This is a genomic window from Pseudomonas sp. JDS28PS106 (assembly GCF_036706555.1).
Classification (GTDB): Bacteria; Pseudomonadota; Gammaproteobacteria; order Pseudomonadales; family Pseudomonadaceae; genus Aquipseudomonas.
In genome coordinates, this window is the sequence record NZ_JBAJGT010000006.1 from 35,777 (window position 1) to 61,979 (window position 26,203).

Annotated in this window: 25 protein-coding genes; 12 read left to right on the forward strand and 13 right to left on the reverse strand. The window is 59.7% G+C overall.

Going from position 1 to position 26,203, the window contains the following annotated elements:
* Nucleotides 1–29 precede the first annotated feature (29 nt).
* The 3 genes from dnaN to gyrB are packed head-to-tail and all read left to right on the forward strand — an operon-like array spanning nt 30 to nt 4,679.
* On the forward strand, nt 30–1,133 hold the full coding sequence (dnaN, locus tag TRP66_RS11515) for a DNA polymerase III subunit beta (RefSeq protein WP_333401798.1): 1,104 nt from the start codon (nt 30–32) through the stop codon (nt 1,131–1,133).
* Between the two features lie 20 nt (nt 1,134–1,153).
* Complete coding sequence (gene recF, locus TRP66_RS11520) at nt 1,154–2,257, forward strand: DNA replication/repair protein RecF (protein ID WP_333401799.1); 1,104 nt, start codon at nt 1,154–1,156, stop codon at nt 2,255–2,257.
* 4 nt (nt 2,258–2,261) lie between these two features.
* Nucleotides 2,262–4,679, forward strand: coding sequence for a DNA topoisomerase (ATP-hydrolyzing) subunit B (gene gyrB, locus TRP66_RS11525; protein WP_333401800.1), 2,418 nt, complete (start codon nt 2,262–2,264; stop codon nt 4,677–4,679).
* Between the two features lie 100 nt (nt 4,680–4,779).
* Here gyrB and TRP66_RS11530 read toward each other — a convergent pair whose 3' ends face one another.
* Nucleotides 4,780–5,724: a GlxA family transcriptional regulator gene (locus TRP66_RS11530; protein ID WP_333402954.1), complete on the reverse strand. Its 945-nt coding sequence runs from the start codon at nt 5,722–5,724 to the stop codon at nt 4,780–4,782.
* A 109-nt stretch (nt 5,725–5,833) separates the two neighbouring features.
* On the opposite strand from TRP66_RS11530, the gene TRP66_RS11535 reads away from it, so the two are divergent.
* The 4 genes from TRP66_RS11535 to TRP66_RS11550 all read left to right on the forward strand — a co-directional run bounded on the left by TRP66_RS11535 (nt 5,834) and on the right by TRP66_RS11550 (nt 9,310).
* Complete coding sequence (locus tag TRP66_RS11535; RefSeq protein WP_333401801.1) at nt 5,834–6,631, forward strand: SDR family NAD(P)-dependent oxidoreductase; 798 nt, start codon at nt 5,834–5,836, stop codon at nt 6,629–6,631.
* A gap of 24 nt (nt 6,632–6,655) precedes the next feature.
* Nucleotides 6,656–7,420: an SDR family oxidoreductase gene (locus TRP66_RS11540; RefSeq protein ID WP_333401802.1), complete on the forward strand. Its 765-nt coding sequence runs from the start codon at nt 6,656–6,658 to the stop codon at nt 7,418–7,420.
* A gap of 41 nt (nt 7,421–7,461) precedes the next feature.
* Nucleotides 7,462–7,980: a carboxymuconolactone decarboxylase family protein gene (locus tag TRP66_RS11545; RefSeq protein ID WP_333401803.1), complete on the forward strand. Its 519-nt coding sequence runs from the start codon at nt 7,462–7,464 to the stop codon at nt 7,978–7,980.
* Nucleotides 7,981–8,137: 157 nt separating this feature from the next.
* Nucleotides 8,138–9,310, forward strand: coding sequence for an L-dopachrome tautomerase-related protein (locus TRP66_RS11550; protein WP_333401804.1), 1,173 nt, complete (start codon nt 8,138–8,140; stop codon nt 9,308–9,310).
* Nucleotides 9,311–9,477: 167 nt separating this feature from the next.
* Here TRP66_RS11550 and TRP66_RS11555 read toward each other — a convergent pair whose 3' ends face one another.
* The 4 genes from TRP66_RS11555 to glyQ all read right to left on the reverse strand — a co-directional run bounded on the left by TRP66_RS11555 (nt 9,478) and on the right by glyQ (nt 13,865).
* Complete coding sequence (locus TRP66_RS11555) at nt 9,478–10,248, reverse strand: lysophospholipid acyltransferase family protein (RefSeq protein ID WP_333401805.1); 771 nt, start codon at nt 10,246–10,248, stop codon at nt 9,478–9,480.
* A 65-nt stretch (nt 10,249–10,313) separates the two neighbouring features.
* Nucleotides 10,314–10,856: a D-glycero-beta-D-manno-heptose 1,7-bisphosphate 7-phosphatase gene (gene gmhB, locus TRP66_RS11560; protein WP_333401806.1), complete on the reverse strand. Its 543-nt coding sequence runs from the start codon at nt 10,854–10,856 to the stop codon at nt 10,314–10,316.
* Between the two features lie 10 nt (nt 10,857–10,866).
* The gene (gene glyS / locus TRP66_RS11565; protein ID WP_333401807.1) at nt 10,867–12,921 is read right to left on the reverse strand and encodes a glycine--tRNA ligase subunit beta; all 2,055 of its coding nucleotides are present in this window, start codon (nt 12,919–12,921) and stop codon (nt 10,867–10,869) included.
* Complete coding sequence (gene glyQ, locus TRP66_RS11570) at nt 12,918–13,865, reverse strand: glycine--tRNA ligase subunit alpha (RefSeq protein ID WP_333401808.1); 948 nt, start codon at nt 13,863–13,865, stop codon at nt 12,918–12,920. Before glyQ ends, glyS begins: the two co-directional genes overlap by 4 nt.
* A 78-nt stretch (nt 13,866–13,943) precedes the next feature.
* On the opposite strand from glyQ, the gene TRP66_RS11575 reads away from it, so the two are divergent.
* Both TRP66_RS11575 and TRP66_RS11580 read left to right on the forward strand, forming a co-directional pair.
* Nucleotides 13,944–14,495 (forward strand): DNA-3-methyladenine glycosylase I, encoded by a 552-nt coding sequence (locus tag TRP66_RS11575; RefSeq protein WP_333401809.1) that lies wholly within the window; start codon nt 13,944–13,946, stop codon nt 14,493–14,495.
* Between the two features lie 38 nt (nt 14,496–14,533).
* Nucleotides 14,534–15,421 carry a lysophospholipid acyltransferase gene (locus TRP66_RS11580; protein WP_333401810.1) on the forward strand — a complete coding sequence of 296 codons (888 nt, stop codon included), beginning with the start codon at nt 14,534–14,536 and terminating at the stop codon, nt 15,419–15,421.
* Nucleotides 15,422–15,649: 228 nt separating this feature from the next.
* Here the strand turns inward: TRP66_RS11580 and TRP66_RS11585 are convergent, their stop codons facing one another.
* The 7 genes from TRP66_RS11585 to def all read right to left on the reverse strand — a co-directional run bounded on the left by TRP66_RS11585 (nt 15,650) and on the right by def (nt 22,153).
* A complete protein-coding gene (locus TRP66_RS11585) occupies nt 15,650–15,889 on the reverse strand; it encodes a pyocin S6 family toxin immunity protein (protein WP_333401811.1) in 240 nt (79 codons plus the stop codon).
* Between the two features lie 230 nt (nt 15,890–16,119).
* Nucleotides 16,120–16,359: a pyocin S6 family toxin immunity protein gene (locus tag TRP66_RS11590; protein ID WP_333401812.1), complete on the reverse strand. Its 240-nt coding sequence runs from the start codon at nt 16,357–16,359 to the stop codon at nt 16,120–16,122.
* Between the two features lie 8 nt (nt 16,360–16,367).
* Nucleotides 16,368–17,672, reverse strand: a complete 1,305-nt coding sequence (locus TRP66_RS11595) for an S-type pyocin domain-containing protein (protein ID WP_333401813.1) — start codon at nt 17,670–17,672, stop codon at nt 16,368–16,370.
* 259 nt (nt 17,673–17,931) lie between these two features.
* Nucleotides 17,932–19,305: a Trk system potassium transporter TrkA gene (gene trkA / locus TRP66_RS11600; RefSeq protein ID WP_333401814.1), complete on the reverse strand. Its 1,374-nt coding sequence runs from the start codon at nt 19,303–19,305 to the stop codon at nt 17,932–17,934.
* A 13-nt stretch (nt 19,306–19,318) separates the two neighbouring features.
* The gene (gene rsmB, locus TRP66_RS11605) at nt 19,319–20,647 is read right to left on the reverse strand and encodes a 16S rRNA (cytosine(967)-C(5))-methyltransferase RsmB (protein WP_333401815.1); all 1,329 of its coding nucleotides are present in this window, start codon (nt 20,645–20,647) and stop codon (nt 19,319–19,321) included.
* Nucleotides 20,644–21,588, reverse strand: a complete 945-nt coding sequence (fmt, locus tag TRP66_RS11610) for a methionyl-tRNA formyltransferase (RefSeq protein WP_333401816.1) — start codon at nt 21,586–21,588, stop codon at nt 20,644–20,646. Before fmt ends, rsmB begins: the two co-directional genes overlap by 4 nt.
* A 58-nt stretch (nt 21,589–21,646) precedes the next feature.
* Nucleotides 21,647–22,153, reverse strand: a complete 507-nt coding sequence (def, locus tag TRP66_RS11615) for a peptide deformylase (RefSeq protein ID WP_333401817.1) — start codon at nt 22,151–22,153, stop codon at nt 21,647–21,649.
* A 132-nt stretch (nt 22,154–22,285) separates the two neighbouring features.
* On the opposite strand from def, the gene TRP66_RS11620 reads away from it, so the two are divergent.
* From TRP66_RS11620 to TRP66_RS11630, 3 genes are all read left to right on the forward strand, one after another.
* Nucleotides 22,286–23,311 (forward strand): LysM peptidoglycan-binding domain-containing protein, encoded by a 1,026-nt coding sequence (locus tag TRP66_RS11620; protein WP_333401818.1) that lies wholly within the window; start codon nt 22,286–22,288, stop codon nt 23,309–23,311.
* A 122-nt stretch (nt 23,312–23,433) separates the two neighbouring features.
* Nucleotides 23,434–24,537 (forward strand): DNA-processing protein DprA, encoded by a 1,104-nt coding sequence (dprA, locus tag TRP66_RS11625; RefSeq protein ID WP_333401819.1) that lies wholly within the window; start codon nt 23,434–23,436, stop codon nt 24,535–24,537.
* Nucleotides 24,538–24,574: 37 nt separating this feature from the next.
* Nucleotides 24,575–25,132, forward strand: coding sequence for an L-threonylcarbamoyladenylate synthase (locus TRP66_RS11630; RefSeq protein ID WP_333401820.1), 558 nt, complete (start codon nt 24,575–24,577; stop codon nt 25,130–25,132).
* Between the two features lie 13 nt (nt 25,133–25,145).
* On the opposite strand, the gene TRP66_RS11635 is transcribed toward TRP66_RS11630, so the two are convergent.
* Nucleotides 25,146–26,123: an NADPH:quinone reductase gene (locus tag TRP66_RS11635; RefSeq protein WP_333401821.1), complete on the reverse strand. Its 978-nt coding sequence runs from the start codon at nt 26,121–26,123 to the stop codon at nt 25,146–25,148.
* Between the last annotated feature and the right edge of the window lie 80 nt (nt 26,124–26,203).

Consider the following 26,203-nt stretch of genomic DNA (forward strand, 5'->3'; position numbering starts at 1 on the left):
TACAGCTTATTAAGGCAAGGGACTAGACCATGCATTTCACCATTCAACGCGAAGCCCTGTTGAAACCCCTGCAATTGGTCGCCGGCGTAGTCGAACGCCGTCAGACCTTGCCGGTACTTTCCAACGTGCTGCTGGTTGTCGAAGGGCAACAATTGTCACTCACCGGCACGGACCTGGAAGTCGAACTGGTTGGCCGCGTGCAACTGGAAGAGACCGCCGAGCCCGGCGAGATCACAGTGCCCGCGCGCAAGCTGATGGATATCTGCAAGAGCCTGCCCAGCGATGCGCTGATCGACGTCAAGGTCGATGACGCCAAGCTGGTAGTCAAGGCTGGTCGCAGCCGCTTTACGCTGTCCACACTGCCGGCCAATGATTTCCCGACTGTGGAAGAAGGTCCAGGATCGCTGACCTTCGATCTGGTTCAGAGCAAACTGCGTCGTCTGATCGAGCGCACCAGCTTTGCCATGGCTCAGCAGGACGTGCGTTACTACCTCAACGGTATGCTGCTGGAAGTCAGCGCCGGCGTATTGCGCGCCGTGGCGACTGATGGTCACCGGCTGGCGATGTGTTCGATGGCTGCGGAAATCGGTCAGGCTGATCGTCATCAGGTCATCGTTCCTCGTAAAGGCATCCTTGAGATGGCCCGCCTGCTCACCGAGCAGGACGGCATTGTGAGCATCGTGCTCGGCCAGCATCACATTCGGGCAACGACGGGCGAGTTCACCTTTACCTCCAAACTGGTGGACGGCAAGTTCCCGGACTACGAGCGCGTTCTGCCCAAAGGTGGCGACAAGCTGGTCCTGGGCGATCGTCAGGCGCTACGCGAGGCGTTCAGCCGGACCGCGATTCTTTCCAATGAGAAGTACCGGGGCATTCGTCTTCAACTGGCGAATGGTCAGCTGAAGATTCAGGCCAACAACCCGGAGCAGGAAGAAGCGGAAGAAGAGATCGGCGTGGAGTACAACGGGGGCTCTCTGGAAATCGGTTTCAACGTCAGCTATCTGCTCGACGTGCTGGGCGTGATGACGACCGACCAGGTTCGTCTGATCCTGTCCGATTCCAACAGCAGTGCGCTTCTGCAAGAGTCGGACAACGACGACTCTGCATATGTCGTCATGCCGATGCGCCTGTAATCTTGCGCTGCGGAATCTAGATGTCTCTTAGCCGCATCTCGGTCACCGGGGTGCGCAATCTGCACCCGGTGACCTTTTCCCCCTCCCCGCGTATCAACATCCTTTACGGCGCCAACGGCAGCGGCAAGACCAGCGTGCTCGAAGCAATTCACCTGCTCGGATTGGCGCGCTCTTTTCGTAGCACTCGCCTGCTTCCGGTTATCCAGCACGAACAACCGGCCTGTACGGTTTTTGGCCAGGTGGAACTGGTGGACAGTGGCCACAGCGCGCTGGGTATTTCCCGCGATCGCCACGGCGAATTCCAGATTCGAATCGATGGGCAGAATGCGCGTAGCGCAGCACAGCTTGCTGAAATCCTGCCCCTGCAACTGATCAACCCCGATAGTTTTCGACTACTCGAAGGTGCTCCGAAAATCAGACGTCAGTTTCTGGACTGGGGTGTGTTCCACGTGGAACCTCGTTTCATGGCGACTTGGCAGCGGCTTCAGAAGGCTTTGCGGCAGCGGAACTCATGGCTGCGGCATGGTACACTTGACGCCGCTTCCCAAGCGGCCTGGGACCGAGAGCTGTGTCTGGCCAGCGATGAAATCGATCAGTTTCGCCGTGCTTACATCACGGCCCTGAAGCCGATTTTTGAACAGACCTTGAGCGAGCTGGTTGAACTGAAAGGTTTGTCGCTCAGTTATTACCGAGGCTGGGATAAAGAGAAAGAGCTGAGCACGGTGCTCGCCAATTCCCTGCATCGCGACCAGCAAATGGGACATACCCAAGCCGGTCCGCAACGTGCGGACCTGCGTCTGAGGTTAGGCGCGCACAATGCAGCAGACATACTGTCCCGCGGCCAGCAAAAGCTAGTGGTGTGCGCCTTACGGATCGCACAAGGACATCTCGTAAGTCAGGCGCGTCGCAGCCAGTGTGTTTACCTGGTGGACGACCTGCCCTCCGAACTGGACGAACAACATCGTCAGGCGTTATGCCGCTTGTTGGAAGAATTACGCTGCCAGGTGTTCATCACCTGTGTAGATCAAGAATTTTTGAGGGAAGGCTGGCAGACGGAAACGCCAGTCGCCTTGTTTCACGTGGAACAGGGCCGTATCACCCAGACCCACGACCATCGGGAGTGATTGCATGAGCGAAAATCAAACGTACGACTCGTCCAGCATCAAGGTGCTGAAAGGGCTCGATGCCGTACGCAAGCGTCCCGGGATGTACATCGGTGATACCGACGATGGCAGCGGTCTGCACCACATGGTGTTCGAGGTGGTCGATAACTCCATCGACGAAGCACTGGCGGGCCACTGCGACGACATCAGCATCATCATCCATCCTGATGAATCCATTACCGTGCGCGACAATGGCCGCGGTATTCCGGTAGATGTGCATAAAGAAGAAGGCGTCTCTGCAGCAGAAGTCATCATGACCGTGCTGCACGCCGGCGGTAAGTTCGACGATAACTCCTACAAAGTTTCCGGCGGTCTGCACGGTGTAGGTGTGTCGGTCGTGAACGCGCTGTCCGAAGTCCTGCAACTGACGGTTCGCCGCAGTGGCAAGATCTGGGAACAGACCTATGTCCACGGCGTTCCTCAAGAGCCCATGAAAGTCGTGGGCGACAGCGACACGACCGGCACACAGATTCACTTCAAGCCGTCCGCCGAAACCTTCAAGAATATCCACTTCAGCTGGGACATCCTTGCTAAGCGGATTCGTGAACTGTCGTTTCTCAACTCCGGCGTCGGTATCTTTCTGAAAGACGAGCGCAGCGGCAAGGAAGAGCTGTTCAAGTATGAAGGCGGCCTGCGTGCGTTCGTTGAATACCTGAACACCAACAAGACGGCGGTCAACCAGGTTTTTCACTTCAACGTCCAGCGCGACGACGGTGTAGGCGTCGAAGTCGCTCTGCAGTGGAATGACAGTTTCAACGAAAACATTCTCTGCTTCACCAACAACATTCCACAGCGCGACGGCGGTACTCACCTGGTGGGCTTCCGGTCGGCGCTGACCCGCAACCTGAACAACTACATCGAGCAGGAAGGCCTGGCCAAGAAGCACAAAGTCGCGACCACCGGCGACGATGCGCGTGAGGGTCTGACCGCGATCATCTCGGTAAAGGTTCCTGATCCGAAGTTCAGCTCGCAGACCAAGGACAAGCTCGTATCGTCCGAAGTCAAAACCGCGGTCGAGCAGGAAATGGGCAAGTATTTCTCGGACTTCCTGCTGGAGAATCCGAACGAAGCCAAGGCTGTGGTCGGCAAGATGATCGACGCCGCGCGTGCTCGTGAAGCAGCGCGTAAAGCCCGTGAGATGACTCGCCGCAAAGGTGCGTTGGATATCGCTGGGCTGCCGGGTAAGCTGGCGGACTGCCAGGAGAAGGACCCTGCCCTCTCCGAACTGTACCTGGTCGAGGGTGACTCCGCTGGCGGCTCCGCCAAGCAAGGACGTAACCGCAAGACTCAAGCGATCCTGCCACTCAAGGGCAAGATTCTGAACGTCGAGAAAGCTCGCTTCGACAAGATGATCTCTTCCCAGGAAGTAGGCACCCTGATCACTGCATTGGGCTGCGGCATCGGGCGTGAAGAGTACAACATCGACAAGCTGCGTTATCACAACATCATCATCATGACCGATGCTGACGTCGACGGTTCGCACATTCGTACCCTGCTGCTGACGTTCTTCTTCCGCCAGCTGCCGGAGCTGATCGAGCGCGGCTACATCTACATCGCCCAGCCGCCGCTCTACAAGGTCAAGAAAGGCAAGCAGGAACAGTACATCAAAGACGACGACGCCATGGAAGAGTACATGACGCAGTCGGCTCTGGAAGACGCCAGCCTGCACCTCAGCGATTCCGCGCCGGGTATTTCCGGTGAGGCATTGGAGAGCTTGGTAAACGATTTCCGCATGGTCATGAAGACACTCAAGCGCCTGTCCCGCCTGTACCCACAGGAGCTGACCGAGCACTTCGTCTATCTGCCACCTGTCACGCTCGAACAACTGTCCGACCACGCTGCCATGCAAGAATGGCTGGGTAAGTTCGACGCGCGCCTGCGCAACGGCGAGAAATCGGGTCTGGTCTACAAAGCCAGTCTGCGTGAAGACCGTGAGCGTAATGTCTGGTTGCCTGAGGTCGAGTTGATTTCTCACGGCTTGTCAAACTATGTCACGTTCAACCGCGACTTCTTCGGCAGCAATGACTACAAGACCGTCACGGCCCTGGGCGCGAAGATCGGTTCGCTGCTGGATGAAGGCGCCTATGTACAACGTGGCGAGCGCAAAAAGCCCGTCGCCGAGTTCAAGGATGCCCTCGCCTGGCTGATGACAGAGAGCACCAAGCGTCACACCATCCAGCGCTATAAAGGGCTGGGCGAGATGAACCCGGATCAGCTGTGGGAAACCACGATGGACCCTGGCGTGCGTCGTATGCTCAAAGTGACCATCGAAGACGCCATCGCGGCCGACCAGATCTTCAACACCCTCATGGGTGACGCGGTCGAACCTCGTCGCGATTTCATTGAGAGCAACGCTCTGGCGGTGTCGAACCTGGACTTCTGATCAGAGGCGCTGAAACGTCTGCCGCAGCACCAAAGGCCAACCGCACAGGTTGGCCTTTTTTATGCCTGCCTTTCGGCCAAGATCGGAAGCTGTTGGCAGGTCAGCTCACCCTCCTCGCATCCCTGCGTACTGCCTGCGGCGGAACGCCAAAGCCGCGGATGAACGCCTCGCGCAGATGGCGGCGGTCTCTGAACCCTGTCTCTCGCGCTACCACGTCCAGGCTGTGACGACTCTGTTCAATCATCAAGCGGGCCGCTTCAAGTCTCAGACTCTCTACCGCCTTCGCCGGCGACTGACCCGTTTCGGCAGTGAATACCCGGGTGAACTGCCGGGCGCTCAGGTGCACGACGTCCGCAAGCTCCTCCACACTGAGTGGTCGCGTGAGGTGAGCGCGTGCATAATCCAGAGCGCTCTGAATGCGGTCGGACTTGGGCGCGAGCGACAACAGCTCGGAATGCTGTGACTGACCTCCCGAGCGGCGATGGTGCATCACCAGCCTATGGGCAACCGAACGAGCGAGGTCAGCGCCAAGATCCTTTTCAACCATTCCCAAGGCCATGTCCATGCCGGCAGTCATGCCGGCCGACGTCCATATCGGGCCATCGATAATAAAGATTCGATCTTCCTCGACCTCGACTGCCGGATAGGCAGCCTGCATGGCTTGGGCGTACGCCCAGTGCGTTGTTGCGCGACGACTGTCGAGCACGCCCGCAGCTGCCAGCACGAAAGCCCCGGTACACACGCCCGCAGTACGTCTGGCGCTTTCGGCGAATCCACGAACGCTGTTCAGCACCGCATCCGACGGCGGGGTCAGTGGCGTCAGGGTTCCGGCCACCATCCAGCTGTCGGCCAGACCCGGAGCACCAAGGGGCATGGTTTCGATGCACATCCCGAGCGAGGAACGGACCATGCCACCTGCCTGCGAGAAATTCTGGATGCGGTAGACAGGTTCGCCCGCCACCAAGTTGGCGAACTCGAAGACCGCCTGATTGGCGATAGACATCACCTGGAATCCCTCGGTGACCAGATACCCTACCCGATGCATGACCGCGTCCTGAATTTGATGTCCTGAAACAGTACTATATACGTCGTTTAAGACAGCGTGCGACTTCAGCATCATGAATCCAGTCCCAAACAACAACGGAATCTGGATCATGACTGAAGAATACAAAGGCACAGCTCTTGTCACTGGCGCGTCGACCGGAATCGGGTCGATCTATGCAGAGCGCCTGGCGCAACGCGGTTACGACCTGATTTTGGTAGCCCGTAACCGCGAACGGCTGAACGCGTTGGCAAGCCGGCTGACCACTGAAACCGGCCGCAACATCGAGGTCATTCAAGCTGATCTTGCCAAGACAGAGGATGTGTTCCACGTGGAACGCAAGCTGCGTGAAGACGCGACAATCACCTTGCTGGTGAATAACGCAGGTGTAGGAACCCACACGCCCCTCCTGGAAAGCGACGTCGATCGCATGGTTGAGATGATCAACCTCAACGTGACCGCTGTGACGCGGCTTGCCTACGCCGCAGCGCCAGGTTTCGTCGCTCGTCAGCGAGGCGCGATTATCAATATCTCCTCCATCGTCAGTCTCGCTCCCGAGCTACTCAACGGGGTTTATGGCGGGAGCAAAGCCTACGCCACTGCGTTCAGCCAGTCGCTGCATCGTGAACTCGGCCCGAAAGGCGTCCAGGTTCAAGCAGTGCTTCCGGGAGCTACAGCTACGGACTTCTGGAAAATCGGCGGGCTGCCTGTAGAAAACCTCGATCCCAATATCGTCATGTCGCCCTCTGACCTGGTCGAAGCGGCGCTGCAGGACTTCGATGCGCAGGTTCTGATTTCCATCCCGTCAATGCATGACTTCAAGCGCTATCAGGATTACGAAAGCAGCCGCCAGGCCATGTTCGAGCATCTGTCGAGCAATCAGCTTGCACCACGTTACAACGCCAACTGATCTTCATTCATAAGGACACGAATCATGAAACTGAGCGCGAACACAATCTTCATCACAGGCGGCACTTCTGGAATCGGTCGGGCCTTGGCGGAAGCTTTTCACCAGCGTGGCAATAAAGTCATCATCGCTGGTCGACGTCAGGCACTTCTCGATGAGGTGGCACGGGCCAATCCGGGAATCGACACCGTGCAGCTCGATATCAACGACCCCGCTCAGATCAAGGCCGTCGCGAGGGACGTCATCCAGCGGCACCCTTCCCTGAATGTCGTGATCAACAACGCGGGCATCATGCCGTTCGATAACGCAGGGTCAGGCGATCTGGACGACGATCAGGCGGTCGGGCTTTTGCAGACCAACCTGTTGGGTCCGGTGCGCGTCAGCGCAGCGTTTGTGGAACACCTCAAACGCCAGCCGGAAGCCTATTTGATCAATAACAGTTCGGTGTTGGCCTTCCTGCCGCTTGCTGGCACGGCGCTCTACTCGGCGACGAAAGCAGCAATCCACTCCTACACCTTGTCGCAGCGTTTCCTATTGCGGGATACCAGCGTCAAGGTGCTCGAGATCGCTCCGCCTTGGGTCGACACCGATCTGATTCACAAGAGCGGCGACGAGCGCGCCATGCCCCTGGACGACTTCATCCGTGAAACGCTGATCAAGCTGGAAGACGCTACTACTGAAGTCCTCGTGGATCGGGTCATCCCGCTGCGCGCGAACCAGGGCAAGGACGAGCATGCGCTGATCCACAACTTCAATCTTTCGCTGATCGATAACCCGATTCCAGTCGCCTGAACTGCCCTCTTCGGTCCACTACTACTCAAGGAAGCATCGTCATGACCCGTATTACCGCTCTGACTCTCGAACAAGCCCCCGCGCCTGCGCACAGTACATTGCAAGGAATTGAAAAAGGCCTGGGCTTCCTGCCTAACGCCTTTGCAACATTGGCCCACTCGCCGGCCGCGTTAAGCGGTTATCTTGCGCTCTCCCAAGCGCTTGCGAAGAACAGCCTGACGCCCGCTGAACGTGAGGCGGCAGCTCTGGCAGCGTCAGAGGTCAACGGCTGCGAGTACTGCATAGCAGCACACAGCTTCTTCGGCGGCAAACTCGGTCTCGATGCGGACGCCATCTTGTCCGCACGCGCCGGGAACCTGAACGCGGTCGCGTCTCTGGCCCGATCGGTCACGCTGACCCGAGGACGCTTGAGTGATGAACAGATCGCCGCGGCCCGTGAGGCGGGTCTGGATGACGGCAAAATCGTGGACGTTATCGCACAGGTGTCCCTCCTGACCTTGACCAACTATCTCAATAACGTCGCACAAACCGAGGTGGACTTCCCGCCCCAAGCGAACTGAAGACGGCCGCGGCGTCAGCGCATTCCGTGCGATTGGCGCCGCGTGTCGTTCAGGAGGAAAGGATTATCGCCGGAACCCTGAAACTGTTTTCTGGATTCCCCCGTGTGACAGTTCTTCAATGAGGGATAGCCTTGGGACACTTGTCTGGAGAGTCGATATGAAGTCATTGTTTACGTTCACAGGTCTGGCGCTGGCACTTTCCGTCGGCAGCGCTGCAGCTGGCTCCACTCCTCCCGCTACGGATAGAGCAGCTGTACGCGAGGTCCCCAGGCTGGAGCAGGTGCACGCATTTACCGGGGCCATGCCGACCGGTGTGACAGTGACCGAAACGGGAAGAATATTCGTGAATTTCCCTCGCTGGGGAGACGACGTGCCGTTCACCGTTGCTGAAGTTATTGGTGGAGAACTGGTGCCCTACCCTGACCTCAAAATCAACAGCGCCAATCCCAACGATGCAGCGTCTGGTTTCATCAGTGTTCAGAGCGTTGTGGCCGATGGGCGAGGCCGGGTCTGGGTATTGGATACAGCCGCTCCCGAGTTTTCGCAGCCTGTCCCGGGAGGCGCAAAGCTGGTCGCAATCGATCTGAATTCGAATCAGATCGTCAAAACCTTGGTATTTCCCGCCGACGTGATACTGCCCAGCACATACGTGAACGACATGCGCTTTGACTTCAGGGAAGGAAAGGAAGGCGTGGCTTATGTAACGGACTCATCAGTCAGCGGACCGGGCGGCATCATTGTCATCGATCTTGCCAGCGGGGCCGCTACTCGGCGCCTGAGCGGCGCCAGGGCAACGTCCGTCGACCCGGCCTTCGTCCCTGTAATTGAAGGCCGGCCAGCGTTGGTTACGCGCAATGCCAAGGGCGAAGCCGGATTGTTGAAAGTGGCATCTGACGGAATCGCGTTGTCGAACGACGGCAAAACGTTGTACTTCTGCCCGCTGTCCAGCAGGCATCTCTATTCAGTTCCTACCGCTCTATTGCGTGATCCCAAGGTGACCGAAGCCCAGCTGGAAGAAGCTGTCGTTGATCTGGGAGACAAAGGTGCTTCCGACGGCCTGGAGGCAGATGCCGGCGGTTCCGTATACGCCGGGGACTACGAGCACAATGCAATCAGACAAATGCTCCCTGACGGCACATGGCGCACCGTCGTTCAGGATTCGAAGATTCTGTGGCCCGATACGCTCTCCATCGGACCAGACGGTTATCTGTATTTCATCGCCAACCAGTTGCACCGCTCCCCAGGGTTCAACGAGGGGACGGACAAACGGGAAAAGCCATATAGTCTGATGAGGGTAAAAGTGGATTCGAAGCCAGCCTCGACTCATTGAGTCGGATGGCCTCGATCCGGGGCGGGGTCTCGAAAACGAGATAAGCGTAGAAAACAGTTATGCACGTTTTGGCTGAAAAACAAGTCTGAAAATTTTTCAGTCTAATCAATCAGTTATGCGTGCATTTCTGTAAAGCGTCAAAAACGGTACACAGGTTATCCACAAAATCAGACGGGCACTTTTTCGCCGGTGCTGGCCGGCGTAACGGGGGACCCCATCGCACGCTGCGCGTCTTCGTTCCAGGCCTGAACGCGTTCGTTGAGGGCCGCGATCGCGCGTGGTCCGGTGCCCGCGGCATACATCGGCTCGCCAATCATGACTTCAATGGTACCGGGCGTTTTGCCCCACCCTTCACGGGGCCAGAACTTACCGGCGTTATGCGCAATCGGCAGAACCGGCAAATCGGCGTTGACTGCAAGCGCTGTCCCGCCGCGCGAGAATTTTCCGACCTGGCCGTAGGGTACGCGGGTGCCTTCAGGGAAGATCAGCACCCAGACTCCATCTTTCAACAACTCATCGCCCTTGCGAGCGATTTCCTTGAGCGCGGCTTTCGGGTTTTCCCGGTCGATGGCGATAGGGCGCAACATGGCCATTGCCCAGCCGAAGAAAGGTACATACAAGAGTTCGCGCTTGAGCACCTGGCTCATCGGCTCAAAGTACGCCGACAGGAAGAAGGTTTCCCATGTGCTCTGATGGTTGGAAATGATCACGCAAGGTGTGGCGGGGACGTTTTGCGCGCCGGTTACCTTGACCTTGATATCGAGCAACACACGGGTCAGCCAGATCGCGCAGCGACACCAGTAGACGTTGATGAAACGGTAGCGAGCCTTGAATGACAGAAAAGGCGCGACGAAGAAGCTCAGAATGCACCACAGCAGCGCACTGGTGCCCAGCAACAGGTAGAAAAGAGAAATCCTGGTTGCCCGCATGATCGACATAGTTGCGTTTACCGTACGGGCAAGATGCCCGCTCTGGAGCGTGCTGAACCCTGAAGGCTTGCGGTTCAGCGACCGCCGTTGTGAATAAGTTCTGCGGCGACCGCCGCAAGATCATCGAATACCAGCGTGCCGTCAGGCAACGCCCCTTCCAGCGTTTTCCGACCCTTTCCGGTCAACACCAGAACAGGTCGTGAATCGACGGAAGACGCGGCCTGCAAGTCACCTTTGCTATCGCCTACGAACCATAGCCCGCGCAGGTCCGCTGCGTAGTGACGAGCGATAGTCTGCAGCATCCCGGGTCTGGGTTTGCGGCAATCGCATCCCTCGTCCGGACCATGTGGGCAATAGACGATCAGACCGACCTCGCCCCCCTGCTCTTCCACCAGGCTGCGCAGACGTGTGTGCATGGCATCCAGGGTCGCCAGATCGTAATAACCTCGGGCAATGCCGGACTGGTTGGTGGCGACCGCCACGGCCCAGCCGGCCTTGCTCAATGCCGCGATGGCCTCGATCGAGCCGGGAATGGGAATCCACTCCTGCACCGATTTGATGTAGGCATCGGAATCGTGATTGATCACGCCGTCCCGATCGAGAATCAGCAGCTTCAACGATGACTCCTCAGCCCAGCAACGAGATGTCGGCAACGCCGAGGAACAGATTGCGCAGCCGCGTCAGCAAGGCATAGCGGTTGGCGCGCACGTTGGCATCTTCGGCATTGACCATCACGGCTTCGAAGAACGCATCGACCGGCTCGCGCAAGGTCGCCAGGCGTGCCAGCGACTCGGTGTACTGACGCTCTGCCGCCATCGGTTGAACAGCATGGTCAGCCTGCTGAATCGCCGAGTACAGCGAAAACTCGTTGGCGTTATCGAAGTACTTGGGCTCGACTGTGTGTGCAACATTGCCTTCAGCCTTGCTCAACAGGTTCGACACCCGCTTGTTGACGGCTGCCAGCGCCGCGGCCTGTGGCAATTTGCGGAATGCCTGTACGGCCTGAACACGCTGGTCGAAATCCAGCGCCGAGCCTGGCTGCAACGCACGCACCGACAGGTACACCGCCACTTCGACGCCTTCGTCTTCATAGCGTGCGCGCAGGCGGTCGAAGATGAACTCCAGCACCTGCTCCGGCAGACCCGCAGCCTTGACCTTGGCGCCGAACTGCGCAACCACGAACTTCACGGTTTCGATCAGATCCAGATCCAGCTTCTTCTCGATCAGGATGCGCAGGATGCCCAGCGCGGCACGACGCAGCGCGTACGGGTCCTTGCTGCCGGTTGGCAGCATGCCGATACCGAAAATGCCCACCAGCGTGTCGAGCTTGTCAGCAATCGCGACCGCCGCGCCTGTCAGCGTGGCTGGCAACTCAGCGCCGGCACCACGCGGCATGTACTGCTCGTTCAGCGCGAGCGCCACATCTTCCGGTTCACCGTCGGCCTTGGCGTAGTAGTAACCCGCGACACCCTGCATCTCGGGGAACTCGCCGACCATCTCGGTCGCCAGGTCGCACTTGGACAGAATCCCCGCGCGCGCCGCGCGCTGAGCATCGCCGCCAATGCGAGGCGCGATGAAGGCAGCCAGCTTCGAAACCCGCTCGGCTTTGTCGAACACGCTGCCCAGTTGAGCCTGGAAGACCACGTTTTTCAGACGATCGTTGAAGGTTTCCAGCTTTTGCTTCTTGTCCTGCTTGAAGAAGAACTCGGCGTCGGTCAGGCGCGGACGTACCACCTTCTCGTTGCCGGCGATGATCTGCGCGGGATCGCGGCTCTCGATGTTCGCAACGGTAATGAAGCGCGGTAGCAGCTTGCCGTCGGCATCCAGCAGACAGAAATACTTCTGGTTGTCCTGCATGGTGGTGATCAGCGCTTCCTGAGGAACGTCCAGGAAGCGCTCTTCGAACGAGCACACCAGCGGCACAGGCCATTCGACCAGACCGGTCACCTCGTCCAGCAGCGCCGGCGGCACGATGGCCTTGCCTTCCTGCTGAGTGGCGAGTTCTTCGACGCGCTTGGCGATGATCTGCCGGCGCTCGTTGAAGTCAGCCAGGACGTGGGCGGCACGCATGTCGCTCAAATAGCCGGCGGGCGAGGAAATTCGCACGTCTTCCGGATGATGGAAGCGATGACCGCGAGACACGCGGCCGGAGCGCTGGGCCAGGATGGTGCAATCCACGACCTGATCACCGAACAGCATGACCAGCCACTGGGTTGGGCGCACGAACTCTTCCTTGCGAGCGCCCCAGCGCATGCGCTTGGCAATCGGCAGGTCGTTCAGCGAGTCTTCGACGATCGTCGGCAGCAGTGTGGTGGTAGGCTTGCCCGCGATGTTTTGGCTGTAGCGCAGCTTCGGACCGCTCTGATCGATCTCGCTGAGATCGACGCCGCACTTCTTGGCAAAGCCAAGGGCCGCTTGGGTCGGGTTGCCGTCGGTATCGAACGCAGCCTGGCGAGGCGGACCATCAAGGTTGACGCTGCGATCGGGTTGCTGGGTGGCCAGTTGGGTGATCAGCACTGCCAGACGACGCGGCGCGGCGTACACCTGCTTGGCGCTGTAGGTCAGCCCTGCGCTTTGCAGGCCCTTCTCGATGCCGGCCAGGAACGCGTCGGCGAGAGAAACCAGGGTCTTGGGTGGCAGTTCTTCGGTGCCCAGTTCGACCAGAAAATCTTGAGCACTCATTGTGCAGCCTCCAGCTTAGCCAACACTTCGTCGCGTATATCGGGCGGCGCCATCGGGAAGCCGAGCTTGGCCCGGGCTTGCAGGTAACTCTGGGCTACCGAACGGGCCAGCGTGCGCACGCGCAGGATGTATTGCTGGCGCGCGGTCACGGAGATCGCCCGGCGCGCATCCAGTAGGTTGAAGGTATGCGATGCCTTGAGCACCATTTCATAGCTCGGCAACGGCAGCTCGGCCTCGATCAGGCGCGCCGCTTCGCTTTCGTAGAAATCGAACAGTTCGAACAGCTTGTCGACGTTGGCGTGTTCGAAGTTGTAGGTCGACTGTTCCACTTCGTTCTGGTGGAACACATCGCCATAGGTGACTTTGCCGAACGGGCCATCGGCCCAGACCAGGTCGTACACAGAATCGACGCCCTGCTGGTACATCGCCAGACGTTCCAGGCCGTAGGTGATTTCGCCGGTGACGGGGTAGCACTCGATGCCGCCGACCTGCTGGAAGTAGGTGAACTGGGAAACTTCCATGCCGTTGAGCCAGATTTCCCAACCCAGACCCCAGGCGCCCAGGGTCGGCGATTCCCAGTTGTCCTCAACGAAGCGTACGTCGTGCACCAGCGGATCGAGACCGATGTGCTTGAGCGAGCCCAGGTACAGCTCCTGGAAGTTGTCCGGGTTGGGCTTGAGGACCACCTGGAACTGGTAGTAATGCTGCAGGCGATTGGGGTTCTCACCGTAGCGGCCATCGGTAGGACGGCGGCTTGGCTGGACGTAAGCGGCGTTCCAGGTTTCCGGGCCTACGGCGCGCAGAAACGTGGCGGTGTGGAAAGTACCGGCGCCCACTTCCATATCGTAGGGCTGGAGTACCACGCAACCTTGTTCCGCCCAGTACTGTTGGAGGGCGAGGATCAAGTCTTGGAAGGTACGCACGGCTGGCGTAGGCTGGCTCACAAAATTCACCTGTGCTGGGCTGCGATTCAAAGAGCGGGAGTATACCCGATTCGGCCGCGCATCCACCCTTGGAGCCTTATGACACGCTGCTATTGGTGCAACGAAGACCCGCTTTACATCGCTTATCACGATCATGAGTGGGGTGTGCCGCTGCGCGATGCGCGGAAGCTGTTCGAGTTGCTGTTGCTCGAAGGGTTCCAGGCCGGCCTGTCATGGATCACCATTCTCAAGCGGCGCGCCCGGTATCGAGAGGTGCTGTTCGGATTCGACGCCGAACGTCTGGCTCGACTGACCGATGCCGAAATCGACGAAATGATGCAGGACCCCACCATCATCCGCAACCGCCTCAAGCTCAACGCCGTGCGCACCAACGCCCGCGCATGGCTGGCGCTGGAAGACCCGGTCGGCCTGCTCTGGTCGTTCACGGGCGGGCAGCCCAAGGTCAATCATTTCAAAGACCGTAGCGAAGTGCCGGCGATCACGCCCGAAGCCCAGGCCATGAGCAAGGCGCTCAAAAAAGCCGGCTTCACGTTCGTCGGCCCGACCATCTGCTACGCGTACATGCAAGCGACCGGAATGGTGATGGATCACACGATGGATTGTGACCGATATCCGATACTGGCCCGCTGACGGTTACAATGCCTGCCTCGAGAATGTGGGAGTGATCTGTGGATAAGTTCAAAGGCGCCATGATTGTCGGGGCGTTGCGGTTGTTTGCCCTTCTGCCCTGGCGCGCGGTTCAGTGGGTCGGCACCTCGATTGGCTGGCTGATGTGGAAGTTGCCCAACCGCTCCCGTGAAGTGGTGCGTATCAACCTGGCGAAATGCTTCCCGGAACTGAATGCCGAGGAGCATGAGAAACTGGTCGGCCGCAGCCTGATGGACATCGGCAAGACCCTGACCGAAAGCGCCTGCGCGTGGATCTGGCCGGCACAGAAATCCATCGACCTAGTGCGTGAAGTCGAAGGCCTGGAAGTGCTCCAGCAAGCTTTGGCATCAGGCAAGGGCGTGGTCGGCATCACCAGCCACCTGGGCAACTGGGAAGTCCTCAATCATTTCTATTGCAGCCAGTGCAAACCGATCATCTTCTACCGCCCGCCAAAGCTGAAGGCGGTAGACGATCTGCTGCGCAAACAACGGGTGCAACTGGGTAACCGGGTCGCCGCGTCCACCAAGGAAGGCATCCTGAGCGTCATCAAGGAAGTGCGCAAAGGCGGTTCGGTCGGGATTCCCGCCGACCCAGAGCCCGCGGAATCGGCAGGCATCTTCGTGCCCTTCTGCGGCACCATGGCGCTGACCAGCAAATTTGTGCCGAACATGCTGGCGGGCGGCAAGGCCGTCGGCGTATTCCTGCACGCCATGCGCCTGCCGGATGGTTCAGGCTACAAAGTCGTACTCGAAGCCGCGCCCGAAGCCATGTACAGCACCGATACCGAAACCTCGGCGGCCGCCATGAGCCAGGTGGTCGAGAAATACGTCCGCGCCTATCCAAGCCAGTACATGTGGACGATGAAACGCTTCAAAAAGCGCCCGGCGGGGGAAGCGCGCTGGTATTGACCGGCGCCCAACCCTCCCGCGGCTCATCTGATTCACCGCGTCGATTGGCATTGCTGCCGCCTTGCGGCAGATCGCGGATGAATCCGCTCCTACGGACTGCAACGCCGTAGGAGCCACCGGGGCGGCGTTCCGCCTTGCTGGCGATGAACGATGACGCGTTGCGCCTGCCTGGCGAACTTTTGCGGCAAGATCTGGTGAATGTCCGGGCCTGTCGCCGTGGCGGTGCCTTCAAGCCACAACAGTGATAAAAAAATCCAGGCCGGAAGGCAAATTCGCGTTGAGTATGAACGCAATCTGTTGCGCTTGATCTTTGGAGATAGGCCAGTCGCCGCCTATCAGTTCTTCAAGGTTTGGTTTTTTGATTATCTCTAGGATTTTGCTCTCAAGACCGCGTGGTATATCAATATCGCATTGAATGAATTGATCCTCATTTTCTTCCGGTAGAAAGCCTATTAAGTTCAGGTTCATTATTTCGTTTACCTCGAAGTGGTTCTTGAGTTGTCAGCTATGAGCTGTCAAACAAACAACCTGCTCCCGCCATGTCTTCGATGTTCAAGCGTTCCAATGCTGCCAAAAAAAATTGTTTCAAACCCGAGCGGAAGATCCATGTCGTGCTAGATAAACTGATCTCCGTTTCCGTACGGCAGACAACCCATCAGTTTGAAGTGCATGGTTTATCCTGCCCTCAGAAAATTTCTCTAAGCCACAACCCCTATGAACAAGTCAAGATCAAGCGGTAGCTGCCGTTGGATGATTTTTGATATCTCCCTTACATGCTCTTCAGTTAAAGGAAGTTCCCCATCACATTCTTTCTCCAGACTTTCCCAACCCAATACTGCCATAACGTCGCTTTCTAAATCTGGTGGAATGTCAAACTCATACTTTAAGGAGCTGTCCTCAGAGTCGTCTATTAAAAAACCAGTAATGTATAAGTTCATTATCAATCCTACTTCTCAACTCTTCGCCCTGCATCGGCGGGTTTAGTTTGTTCGCCTGAGACTGGGTCGTACTCGCCTAAGTGCTTACCCTGCTTATCGTACAATTCGATTCGGCCATGCTGACTGTCCCACTCAAGAATTCTGCCTTTACGGTCTTTCCAGCGAGCCCTCTTCTTCCCTCCTCCTTGGACGCTGCTTTTGTGTTTCTGTCTCACAGCGTCAGGGAATGCCTGCAAGAACTTAGGTGGCTGATGATACGAATGCCCCGCCGGCAACGCCTTCGAAAACACCACATACAACGACCGCAATCCCGACTCGGCCGGGAAGGTGATGATACGGTCGCCAAGGGTGATGTCGTCGACCTCAGGATAGACCTCTATCTGCGTGTCGGTGCCTTCTGCGATGGGGTGGACGAGTATCGTGTTCAGGCGCTCGTCGCCTGCTTGTGGATGAACCAGTTCGGGTGCTTTCAGTGGGCCGTTGTTCGGCGTCCAGATGATCGTTATGCCGTCACCCAGGTCGGCTTGCAGGGCTCGATGGTCCGCTGTCCACTGGGCTTTGACCGTCGGGACAGTGTCGTCGCCTGTAACGCCCGTGTGGATGCCGTAGAGTTGTAACTGCCCTTGGGCGTCGCGTCGGAACTGGAAGCGTACGCGCGAAGCCGCGGCATTCATGGCGCGGAGTTCATCGTCGGAATACAGCGTGCCGTCGCCCATCCTGGCGGGGAGCATGCCTGCGACAAAAACGGCTACCGGTGCGCCCGCAGCAGCGGCAGTACGCAACAGCCAGTAATATCCGGATTGGAATATTCCGCCACCCGCAAGGCGGCCCAGTGCCGAAGTCGCTCCAACTGAAGCTGCCAGGGCCGACGCTTCGGCCGGAACCGGTTTGCTTTTGGCAACCATGACATTGCCGAAGTGCCCGGCAGGCTCCGCCTCCGTCCCTGCTTCCGTCTTTCCCCAACTACCCGGTGCGCAGGATTTGGCGAAGATGACGCCTTGAGGCGCATCCCGGCGCGGCCAAGGCTCTTTGCTCGGTGTATAAGCTAGTGGTGGAGGCTCGGGCGGGGGTGTTTGAGGTGATGTGCCCAGGAACGGGGTGGGCGGTTTTATCAGCAGCCATTCACCGCGTCTGAGCGCTGCGCGAATGTCCTCGTCGTTGCAGGCGGGAAACTGTTGCCGCATTTGCTCCAGGCCATCGATATGCCTTGAGCGGAGTTCGAAACCCAGTTCGAAAACTGCTTTTTCCGGGGCGACAACGTGTCGTTTATCTATATTTCGCAGTTCAAGTGATGACCTGTGGAGCAGACGCATGACGGTCCTTCATGCCGATGACAAGAACGCAGCAAACGAGGCGCGCGGGCGCCCCGCTGTGCGGGATGTCGACGATACGAAGATTGTTTGGGATCAGGCTGTCGGCCGCGTCTGGGCGACACGTATGAAAAGGCGAAAGCGCCTGAGGGATAGGGTTACGGACATGGGGCCGGTAGAAGCCAGCTTGCTGCGGTCAGTCAGATAAACAGCGTCTGGTGCATCGCCAGCAAGCTGGCTCCTACGCGGAGCAACATCAGGGTCAGAAAAAACTCAACCCCACCTGGAATAGCCGCTCCACGTCGCGGATATATTTCTTGTCCACAAGGAACATGATCACGTGGTCGCCCGACTCGATCATGGTGCTGTCGTGGGCGACGAGGACTTCGTCCTTGCGAATCACGGCGCCGATGGTGGTGCCTTGCGGCAGGGCGATGTCGCGGATGGCGCGGCCGATCACCTTGCTGGACCGGGCATCGCCGTGGGCGACGACTTCGATGGCTTCCGCCGCGCCGCGCCGCAGGGAATGGACGCTGACGATATCGCCTCGACGCACGTGCGCCAGCAAGGTGCCGATGGTCGCCAGCTGCGGGCTGACGGCGATATCGATTTCGCCGCCCTGGACCAGATCCACATAGGCTGGGTTGTTGATGAGGGTCATCACCTTGCCCGCGCCCAGCCGTTTGGCGAGCAGCGACGACATGATGTTGGCTTCGTCGTCGTTGGTCAGTGCCAGGAACAGGTCGGTATCGCCGATGTTCTCCTCCAGCAGCAGGTCACGGTCCGAGGAACTGCCCTGGAGTACCACTGTGCTGTCGAGGTTGTCGGACAGATAACGGCAACGCGCGGGATTCATCTCGATGATCTTGACCTGATAGCGGCTTTCGATGGCCTCTGCCAAACGTTCGCCGATATTGCCTCCGCCGGCGATGACGATGCGTTTGTAGCTTTCATCGAGTTGTCGCAACTCGCCCATGACGGCACGAATGTGCGCCTTGGCCGCGATGAAAAAAACCTCGTCGTCGGCCTCGATGACGGTATCGCCCTGGGGCAGGATCGGGCGGTCGCGGCGGAAGATCGCGGCCACGCGAGTATCCACGGTAGGCATATGCGTGCGCAGTTGCCGCAACTGTTGGCCCACCAGGGGACCGCCGTAATACGCCTTGACCCCGACCAGTTGCGCCTTGCCATTACCGAAGTCGATGACCTGGAGCGCGCCGGGATATTCGATCAGGCGCTTGATGTAATGGGTGACCACCTGCTCGGGGCTGATCAGCACGTCTACCGGGATCGCATCGTTGTGAAACAGTCCGGCGCGGGTCAGATAGGCGCTTTCGCGCACCCGGGCGATCTTGGTCGGCGTGCTGAACAGGGTGTAAGCGACCTGACAGGCAACCATGTTGGTTTCGTCGCTGTTGGTAACGGCCACCAGCATGTCGGCGTCGTCCGCCCCGGCCTGACGCAGGACCGTGGGAAACGAGCCCCGGCCCTGTACGGTGCGGATATCCAGGCGGTCGCCCAGATCCCGCAGCCGGTCGCCGTCGGTGTCCACCACGGTGATGTCGTTGGCTTCGCTGGCAAGGTGCTCGGCGAGCGTACCGCCGACCTGACCCGCACCCAGAATGATGATTTTCAAGGGCAAACTCCTGTCAGCGCTTGGTCGAGGCGGAGATTTTCATCAGTTTGGCGTAGTAGAAGCCATCGTGGCCGCCTTCCTGGGCCAGCAACTGGCGACCATGCGGCTGTTTGATGCCCGCGGGCGGCTGGCCGGACTGGCCGGCGATATCCAGTTCGCGAGCTCCCGGCGTGCGGGTGAGGAAGGCTTCGATGACTTCCGTATTTTCGGTCGGCAGCGTCGAGCAGGTCGCGTACAACACAATCCCGCCAACCTCCAGCGTAGGCCAGAGCGCGTCGAGCAGCTCGCCCTGCAAAGCGGCGAGCGCCGCAATGTCGTCAGGCTGGCGCGTCAGTTTGATATCCGGGTGGCGACGGATGACGCCGGTCGCCGAACAAGGCGCGTCGAGCAGGATGCGCTGGAATGGCTTGCCATCCCACCATGTGGCGGTATCGCGCGCATCGGTGGCGATCAGCTGCGCATCCAGCCCCAGACGGTCCAGGTTTTCCCGGACCCGCGTCAGGCGTTTGGCTTCCAGGTCGACCGCGACCACCTGAGCAAGCTGCGGCTGGACCTCCAGTACATGGCAAGTCTTGCCGCCCGGCGCGCAACAGGCATCGAGCACGCGATGTCCGGGCGCCAGTTCCAACAGTTCGGCGGCCAGTTGTGCTGCCTCGTCCTGAACGCTGATCCAGCCTTCGGCAAAGCCCGGCAACGAGCGCACGTCGCAAGGCTCGGCAAGCACAATGCCGTCCTGGCTGAATGTGCATGGCGTGGCCTCGACACCGGCGGCCCGCAACAGCTCAAGGTAACGGTCACGCGGATGATGGCGGCGATTGACCCGCAGGATCATGGGCGGATGCGCATTGTTGGCGGCGCAGATCGCTTCCCACTGCTGCGGCCATGCGGCCTTCAATGCTTTTTGCAGCCAGCGGGGATGGGCGGTACGCACCACCGGGTCGTGTTCGAGTTCGAGCAGCAGTGCTTCGCCCTCACGCTGGGCCTTGCGCAGCACTGCATTAAGCAGGCCTTTGGCCCAGGGTTTCTTGAGCTTGTCGGCGCAACCGACGGTCTCGCCGATGGCGGCATGGGCAGGAATGCGGCTGTAGAACAGCTGATACAAGCCCACCAGCAGCAACGCTTCGACATCGGCGTCAGCGGCTTTCATGGGTTTTTGCAGGAATTTTCCTGCGAGCGCGGAAAGGCGAGGCTGCCAGCGCGCGGTGCCGAACGCCAGATCCTGAACCAGCCCGCGATCGCGCAGCTCGACCTTGTCCAGCTGCAACGGCAGGGCACTGTTCAGCGACGCTTTGCCGTTGAGGACGGCCGCCAGGGCTCTGGCGGCGGCGAGGCGCGGATTCATTGGCCCAATACCGCGCCGACCGCGAATTTCTCGCGACGGCTGTTGAACAGATCGGTGAAGTTCAGCGGTTTGCCGCCTGGCAGTTGCAGACGGGTCAGACGCAGCGCGCCTTGACCGCAAGCGACAAGCAGACCGTCCTTGCTGGCGTCGAGAACGGTCCCCGGCGCGCCCGAGCCCTCAGCCAGCACAGCGGCATGAATCTTCAATGCTTCGCCGTTCAGCGTGCTGTGGCAGATCGGCCACGGATTGAACGCCCGAACCAGACGCTCCAGCTCCTCGGCCGGAAGGGTCCAGTCGATTCGCGCTTCGTCCTTGTTCAGCTTGTGGGCGTAATTCGCAAGACTGTCGTCCTGGACTTCGCCGGAAAGGGTTCCGTCCGCCAGCCCGGCGATCGCCTGCAGAACGGCGGGCGGGCCCAGCTCGGCCAGACGGTCATGGAGCGAGCCGCCCGTCTCTTGCGGACTGATTGGGGTCACGGTCTTGAGCAGCATCGGGCCGGTGTCCAGACCCGCCTCCATGCGCATTACGGTCACGCCGCTTTCAGCGTCGCCGGCCTGAACGGCGCGCTGGATCGGCGCCGCGCCACGCCAGCGCGGCAGCAGTGAAGCATGGCTGTTGATGCAGCCCAGGCGGGGAATATCCAGTACCGCCTGAGGCAGAATCAGCCCGTAAGCGACCACCACCATAAGATCGGGCTTGAGCGCGGCAAGCTCCGCCTGAGCTTCAGCATTGCGCAACGACGCCGGCTGCAAGACCTGAATGTCGTGTTGCAAGGCCAGTTGCTTGACCGGGCTTGGCATCAGTTTCTGACCCCGACCCGCCGGACGGTCCGGCTGCGTGTAGACCGCAACGATCTGGTAAGGGCTGTCGAGCAAGGCCTTGAGGTGCTCGGCGGCAAACTCAGGCGTCCCGGCGAAAACGATGCGCAGTGGCTCAGTCATGGGTTTCTCGTTGTGGAAAATAAAAAGGCCTGAATCAGGCCTTTTTAAGGGTGGCGGATCAGGCGTTCAATTTGTGCTGTTTTTCCAGCTTCTTCTTGATCCGGTCACGCTTGAGATTGGAGAGGTAGTCGACGAACAGCTTGCCGTTGAGGTGATCGCACTCGTGCTGGATGCACACCGCGAGCAGACCTTCGGCGATCAGCTCATAAGGCTGGCCGTCACGATCCAGCGCCTTGACGCGGACCTTGAGCGGGCGATCGACGTTTTCATAGAAGCCGGGAACCGACAGGCAGCCTTCCTGGTATTCACCCATGTCATCGGTCAGCGTTTCGATCTCGGGGTTGATGAACACCCGAGGCTCGCTGCGATCTTCGCTCAGGTCCATGACGACCACGCGCTTGTGCACGTTGATCTGTGTTGCGGCCAGTCCGATACCAGGTGCCTCGTACATGGTTTCAAACATGTCGTCGACCAACTGGCGGATGCCGTCGTCTACTATCGAAACGGGCTTGGCGATGGTGCGCAGGCGCGAATCGGGAAATTCGAGAATGTTCAGGATAGCCATATACGTAAGAGCTGCACTGTAAGGTAAAGTCAAAATCGGCCGCCGGCTCAGGACATCGAAGCGGGACAGGCCTGGTACGAGCCCGTTGGACTCTGTGTTCACGCGAAGCAATATGATAAAGGGATTCACCGCATGAGGAAATCACTACTCGCCCTGCTGCTGTTGACCGTCAGTGGTCTTGTCCAGGCGCAAGTGCAGCTCAGGGAAGGCCATCCGCAGCGCTACACGGTCATCGCCGGCGACACACTCTGGGACATTTCCGCGAAGTTTCTCAGCGAGCCCTGGAAGTGGCGCGAAATCTGGCGGGCCAACCCGCAGGTGAACGATCCGAACCTGATCTACCCCGGCGACACCCTGACCCTCAGCTATGTGGATGGCCAGCCCAGAGTCACGTTGAGCCGTGGCGAATCCCGGGGCACCATCAAATTGTCGCCGCGTGTACGCAGTACGCCGACGGTCGAGGCGATACCCAGCATTCCACTCGGCGCGATCAACGCGTTTCTGATCAGCAACCGGATCGTCGACGACGCCGAACAGTTCCAGAATGCGCCCTACATCGTGGCGGGCAACGCGGAGCGGGTGCTGAGCGGCCGCGGCGACCGGATCTACGTGCGCGGCACGCTCGACCCGCAAGATTCGGTCTATGGCATCTTCCGCCAGGGCAAAACCTATACCGATCCACAGACCGAGGAAGTGCTTGGCATCAACGCCGACGATATCGGCGGCGGCGAGATCGTCGCGACCGACGGGGATATCTCTACGCTGATCCTGCAGCGCTCCACCCAGGAGGTACGCCTTGGCGACCGCCTGTTCAGCGGCGAAGAACGAGCGATCAATTCGACCTTCATGCCCACTGCCCCGCAAACGGCCATCGACGGCTTGATCATCGATGTGCCACGTGGTGTGACACAGATCGGTGAATACGACGTGGTCACACTCAACAAGGGCAGACGTGACGGCCTGGCTGAGGGCAACGTGCTAGCCATCTACAAGACCGGTGAGACGGTCCGGGATCGCATCAACGGCGAATCGGTGAAGATCCCCGACGAACGCGCAGGCCTGCTCATGGTTTTCCGAACCTACGAAAAGCTCAGTTACGGTCTGGTGCTGCAAGCGAACCGCTCAATGTCCATTCAGGACAAGGTCCGTAACCCTTGACGCTATGTTTCAGTTTCAAGACGAGTTTTCCCACTGACGCACAACTTTTCAAATTGTTGTCAACAGAGTTATCCACAGGTTGACACCCGTTTGAAGAGTGCATTCGGATCAAGGACGATCTTATGCCACTGTTCGAGACGACCACTGTTTCGCCTTCTGAACTCGAGGCGCGATTGCGCCTTCAACGCTTGCCGGAAATCGGGCCAAAACGTTTTTCGCGCTTGATAGAAGCATTCGATAGCGCGTCGGCGGCGCTGTCCGCACCGGCGACGGCATGGCGGGCGCTGGGTCTGCCGGGGGCCTGCGCTGACGCACGACGCGAGCCCTCCGTACGCGACGGAGCAAGCGCCGCATTGGCCTGGATAGAGCGTCCGGGCCAGCATTTGCTGATGTGGGACGACCCTGGCTACCCTGCTCTGCTCGCCCAGATCCCCGACCCGCCGCCGCTGATTTTCATTGCCGGCAACCCCGCCATTCTCGAACGCCCGCAGCTCGCGATAGTGGGCAGTCGACGTGCGTCCAAGCCCGGAATGGATACGGCCGCCGCATTCGCCCGAAGTCTGGCGGCGGCCGGTTTTGTCATCACCAGCGGCCTCGCGCTGGGCATTGACGCCGCCGCGCACCACGGCGCTCTGGCGGTCGGCGGAACGACAATCGGCGTATTGGGCACCGGGCTCGAAAAACTTTATCCACAGCGCAATCGCAGTCTTGCGGCGCAGATGGCAGCACAAGGCAGCGCGGTGATTTCCGAGTTCCCGCTCGACGCGCCTCCGCAGGCCAGCAACTTTCCCCGGCGCAACCGGATTATCAGCGGTCTGTCGCTCGGCGTGCTGGTGGTCGAGGCCAGTGTCGCCAGTGGCTCGTTGATCACTGCCAGACTGGCGGCCGAACATGGACGCGAGGTCTACGCGATTCCGGGATCGATTCATCACCCCGGCGCCAAGGGCTGCCATCAGCTGATCCGTGACGGCGCGATTCTGGTGGAGACGGTGGATCACATCCTCGAAGCCTTGCAACACTGGCAACGCGTTACTCCCGCGGCTGCCGAACCCGAGGGATCGAGCCACCCGCTACTGGCAATCCTGCACGCCGCGCCGCTGACCAGCGAGGCGCTGGCGGCCTCCGCAGGCTGGCCGCTGTCGAAGGTTCTGGCTGCGCTGACCGAGCTTGAGTTGGACGGGTTGATCAGCAATGAAGCGGGACGATGGTTCGCACGGGCCCGCTGAGGTTAAACTTCCCGGCACGATTTTGCGGAGAATAGCGATGGTCAGCAGTTGGCGTGTGCAACAAGCCGCTCGAGAAGTCAGAGCCGGAGCGGTGATTGCCTACCCAACCGAAGCGGTGTGGGGGCTGGGATGTGATCCCTGGGACGAGGAAGCGGTCTACCGCCTGCTCGCCATCAAATCGCGGCCTGTGGATAAAGGGCTGATTCTGATCGCCGACAACATCCGTCAGTTCGACTTCCTGTTCGAGGATTTTCCCGAGCTGTGGCTGGATCGCATGGCCAGCACCTGGCCGGGCCCCAATACCTGGCTGGTGCCGCATCAGAACCTGTTGCCGGAGTGGATCACAGGCGTGCACGAAACCGTTGCCCTGCGCGTCACCGATCACCCGACCGTTCGCGAACTCTGCGCACTGACCGGGCCGCTGATCTCCACATCCGCCAACCCTGCCGGTCGGCCTTCGGCGCGTAGCCGTTTGCGAGTGGAGCAGTATTTCCGCGGGCAGATCGACCTGGTGCTCGGCGGCAGCCTGGGCGGCCGCCGAAACCCCAGCGTGATTCGCGATATCGCCACCGGTCAGGTGGTTCGGGCCGGTTGACCGGGCGGGGCGATCAGGGAATCAGGATGGTCGATCCGGTGGTACGTCGCGCCGACAACTCGATCTGAGCCTGCGCGGCGTCCTTCAGGGCGTGCTGCTGGATGTCATTGACCTTGAGCTTGCCGCTGGCAAGCATGTCGAACAGCTCATCGGCCATCGATTGCAGGTTCTGTGCATTGTTGGCATAGCTGCCCAGGGTCGGGCGAGTCACGTACAGCGAACCTTTCTGCGCGAGAATACCCAGGTTGACGCCGGAAACCGGGCCGGAAGCATTGCCGAAGCTCACCAGCAGTCCGCGCGGCGCGACGCAGTCCAGCGATGTCTGCCAGGTATCCTGACCCACGCCGTCATAGACCACCGGACATTTCTGTCCACCGGTCAGCTCCAGCACCCGTGCTGCCACGTCTTCATGGCTGTAATCGATGGTTTCCCAGGCGCCGAGCGCCTTGGCATGGGCGGCTTTATCCGGGGTACTCACGGTACCGATGAGTTTGGCCCCCAGCGCTTTGGCCCACTGGCAGGCCAGCGAGCCCACGCCGCCGGCCGCCGCATGAAACAGAAAGGTTTCGCCTGGCTTGACCTGGTAGGTCTGGCGCAGCAGATACTGCACGGTCAGGCCCTTGAGCATCACGGCTGCCGCCTGTTCGAAGCTGATCGAATCGGCCAGCTTGACCAGATGCGCTTCAGGCAGGGCGTGCAGCTCCGCGTAGCTGCCCAAAGGTCCGGTGGCATACGCAACCCGGTCGCCAACCTTGAAGCGGCTGACCTCGTTGCCCACCGCCTCCACCACGCCCGCCCCCTCGGTGCCCAGGCCCGAGGGCAGCGCCGGAGCCGGATACAGCCCGCTGCGGTAATAGGTGTCGATGAAGTTCAGACCCACCGCCTTGTTGCGCACAAGCACTTCTTGCGGACCGGGCGCGGCAGGTTCGAAATCGACATATTCAAGGACTTCCGGGCCCCCGACTGCGCCAAACTGGATACGCTTTGCCATTTGCTCTCTCCATGCTGGTTGATGCGGATCGGTCTATCGGACGCTTTCGTCCGGGCTTCGTCAACTGCGAAGCGCCGTCG

Coding starts and splice junctions, on each gene's coding strand:
- dnaN (WP_333401798.1), top strand. CDS start 30: ATGCATTTCACCATTCAACGCGAAGCCCTGTTGAAACCCCTGCAATTG.
- recF (WP_333401799.1), top strand. CDS start 1,154: ATGTCTCTTAGCCGCATCTCGGTCACCGGGGTGCGCAATCTGCACCCG.
- gyrB (WP_333401800.1), top strand. CDS start 2,262: ATGAGCGAAAATCAAACGTACGACTCGTCCAGCATCAAGGTGCTGAAA.
- TRP66_RS11530 (WP_333402954.1), bottom strand. CDS start 5,724: ATGCATCGGGTAGGGTATCTGGTCACCGAGGGATTCCAGGTGATGTCT.
- TRP66_RS11535 (WP_333401801.1), top strand. CDS start 5,834: ATGACTGAAGAATACAAAGGCACAGCTCTTGTCACTGGCGCGTCGACC.
- TRP66_RS11540 (WP_333401802.1), top strand. CDS start 6,656: ATGAAACTGAGCGCGAACACAATCTTCATCACAGGCGGCACTTCTGGA.
- TRP66_RS11545 (WP_333401803.1), top strand. CDS start 7,462: ATGACCCGTATTACCGCTCTGACTCTCGAACAAGCCCCCGCGCCTGCG.
- TRP66_RS11550 (WP_333401804.1), top strand. CDS start 8,138: ATGAAGTCATTGTTTACGTTCACAGGTCTGGCGCTGGCACTTTCCGTC.
- TRP66_RS11555 (WP_333401805.1), bottom strand. CDS start 10,248: ATGTCGATCATGCGGGCAACCAGGATTTCTCTTTTCTACCTGTTGCTG.
- glyS (WP_333401807.1), bottom strand. CDS start 12,921: ATGAGTGCTCAAGATTTTCTGGTCGAACTGGGCACCGAAGAACTGCCA.
- TRP66_RS11575 (WP_333401809.1), top strand. CDS start 13,944: ATGACACGCTGCTATTGGTGCAACGAAGACCCGCTTTACATCGCTTAT.
- TRP66_RS11585 (WP_333401811.1), bottom strand. CDS start 15,889: ATGAACCTGAACTTAATAGGCTTTCTACCGGAAGAAAATGAGGATCAA.
- TRP66_RS11590 (WP_333401812.1), bottom strand. CDS start 16,359: ATGAACTTATACATTACTGGTTTTTTAATAGACGACTCTGAGGACAGC.
- TRP66_RS11595 (WP_333401813.1), bottom strand. CDS start 17,672: ATGCGTCTGCTCCACAGGTCATCACTTGAACTGCGAAATATAGATAAA.
- rsmB (WP_333401815.1), bottom strand. CDS start 20,647: ATGAATCCGCGCCTCGCCGCCGCCAGAGCCCTGGCGGCCGTCCTCAAC.
- fmt (WP_333401816.1), bottom strand. CDS start 21,588: ATGACTGAGCCACTGCGCATCGTTTTCGCCGGGACGCCTGAGTTTGCC.
- def (WP_333401817.1), bottom strand. CDS start 22,153: ATGGCTATCCTGAACATTCTCGAATTTCCCGATTCGCGCCTGCGCACC.
- TRP66_RS11620 (WP_333401818.1), top strand. CDS start 22,286: ATGAGGAAATCACTACTCGCCCTGCTGCTGTTGACCGTCAGTGGTCTT.
- dprA (WP_333401819.1), top strand. CDS start 23,434: ATGCCACTGTTCGAGACGACCACTGTTTCGCCTTCTGAACTCGAGGCG.
- TRP66_RS11630 (WP_333401820.1), top strand. CDS start 24,575: ATGGTCAGCAGTTGGCGTGTGCAACAAGCCGCTCGAGAAGTCAGAGCC.
- TRP66_RS11635 (WP_333401821.1), bottom strand. CDS start 26,123: ATGGCAAAGCGTATCCAGTTTGGCGCAGTCGGGGGCCCGGAAGTCCTT.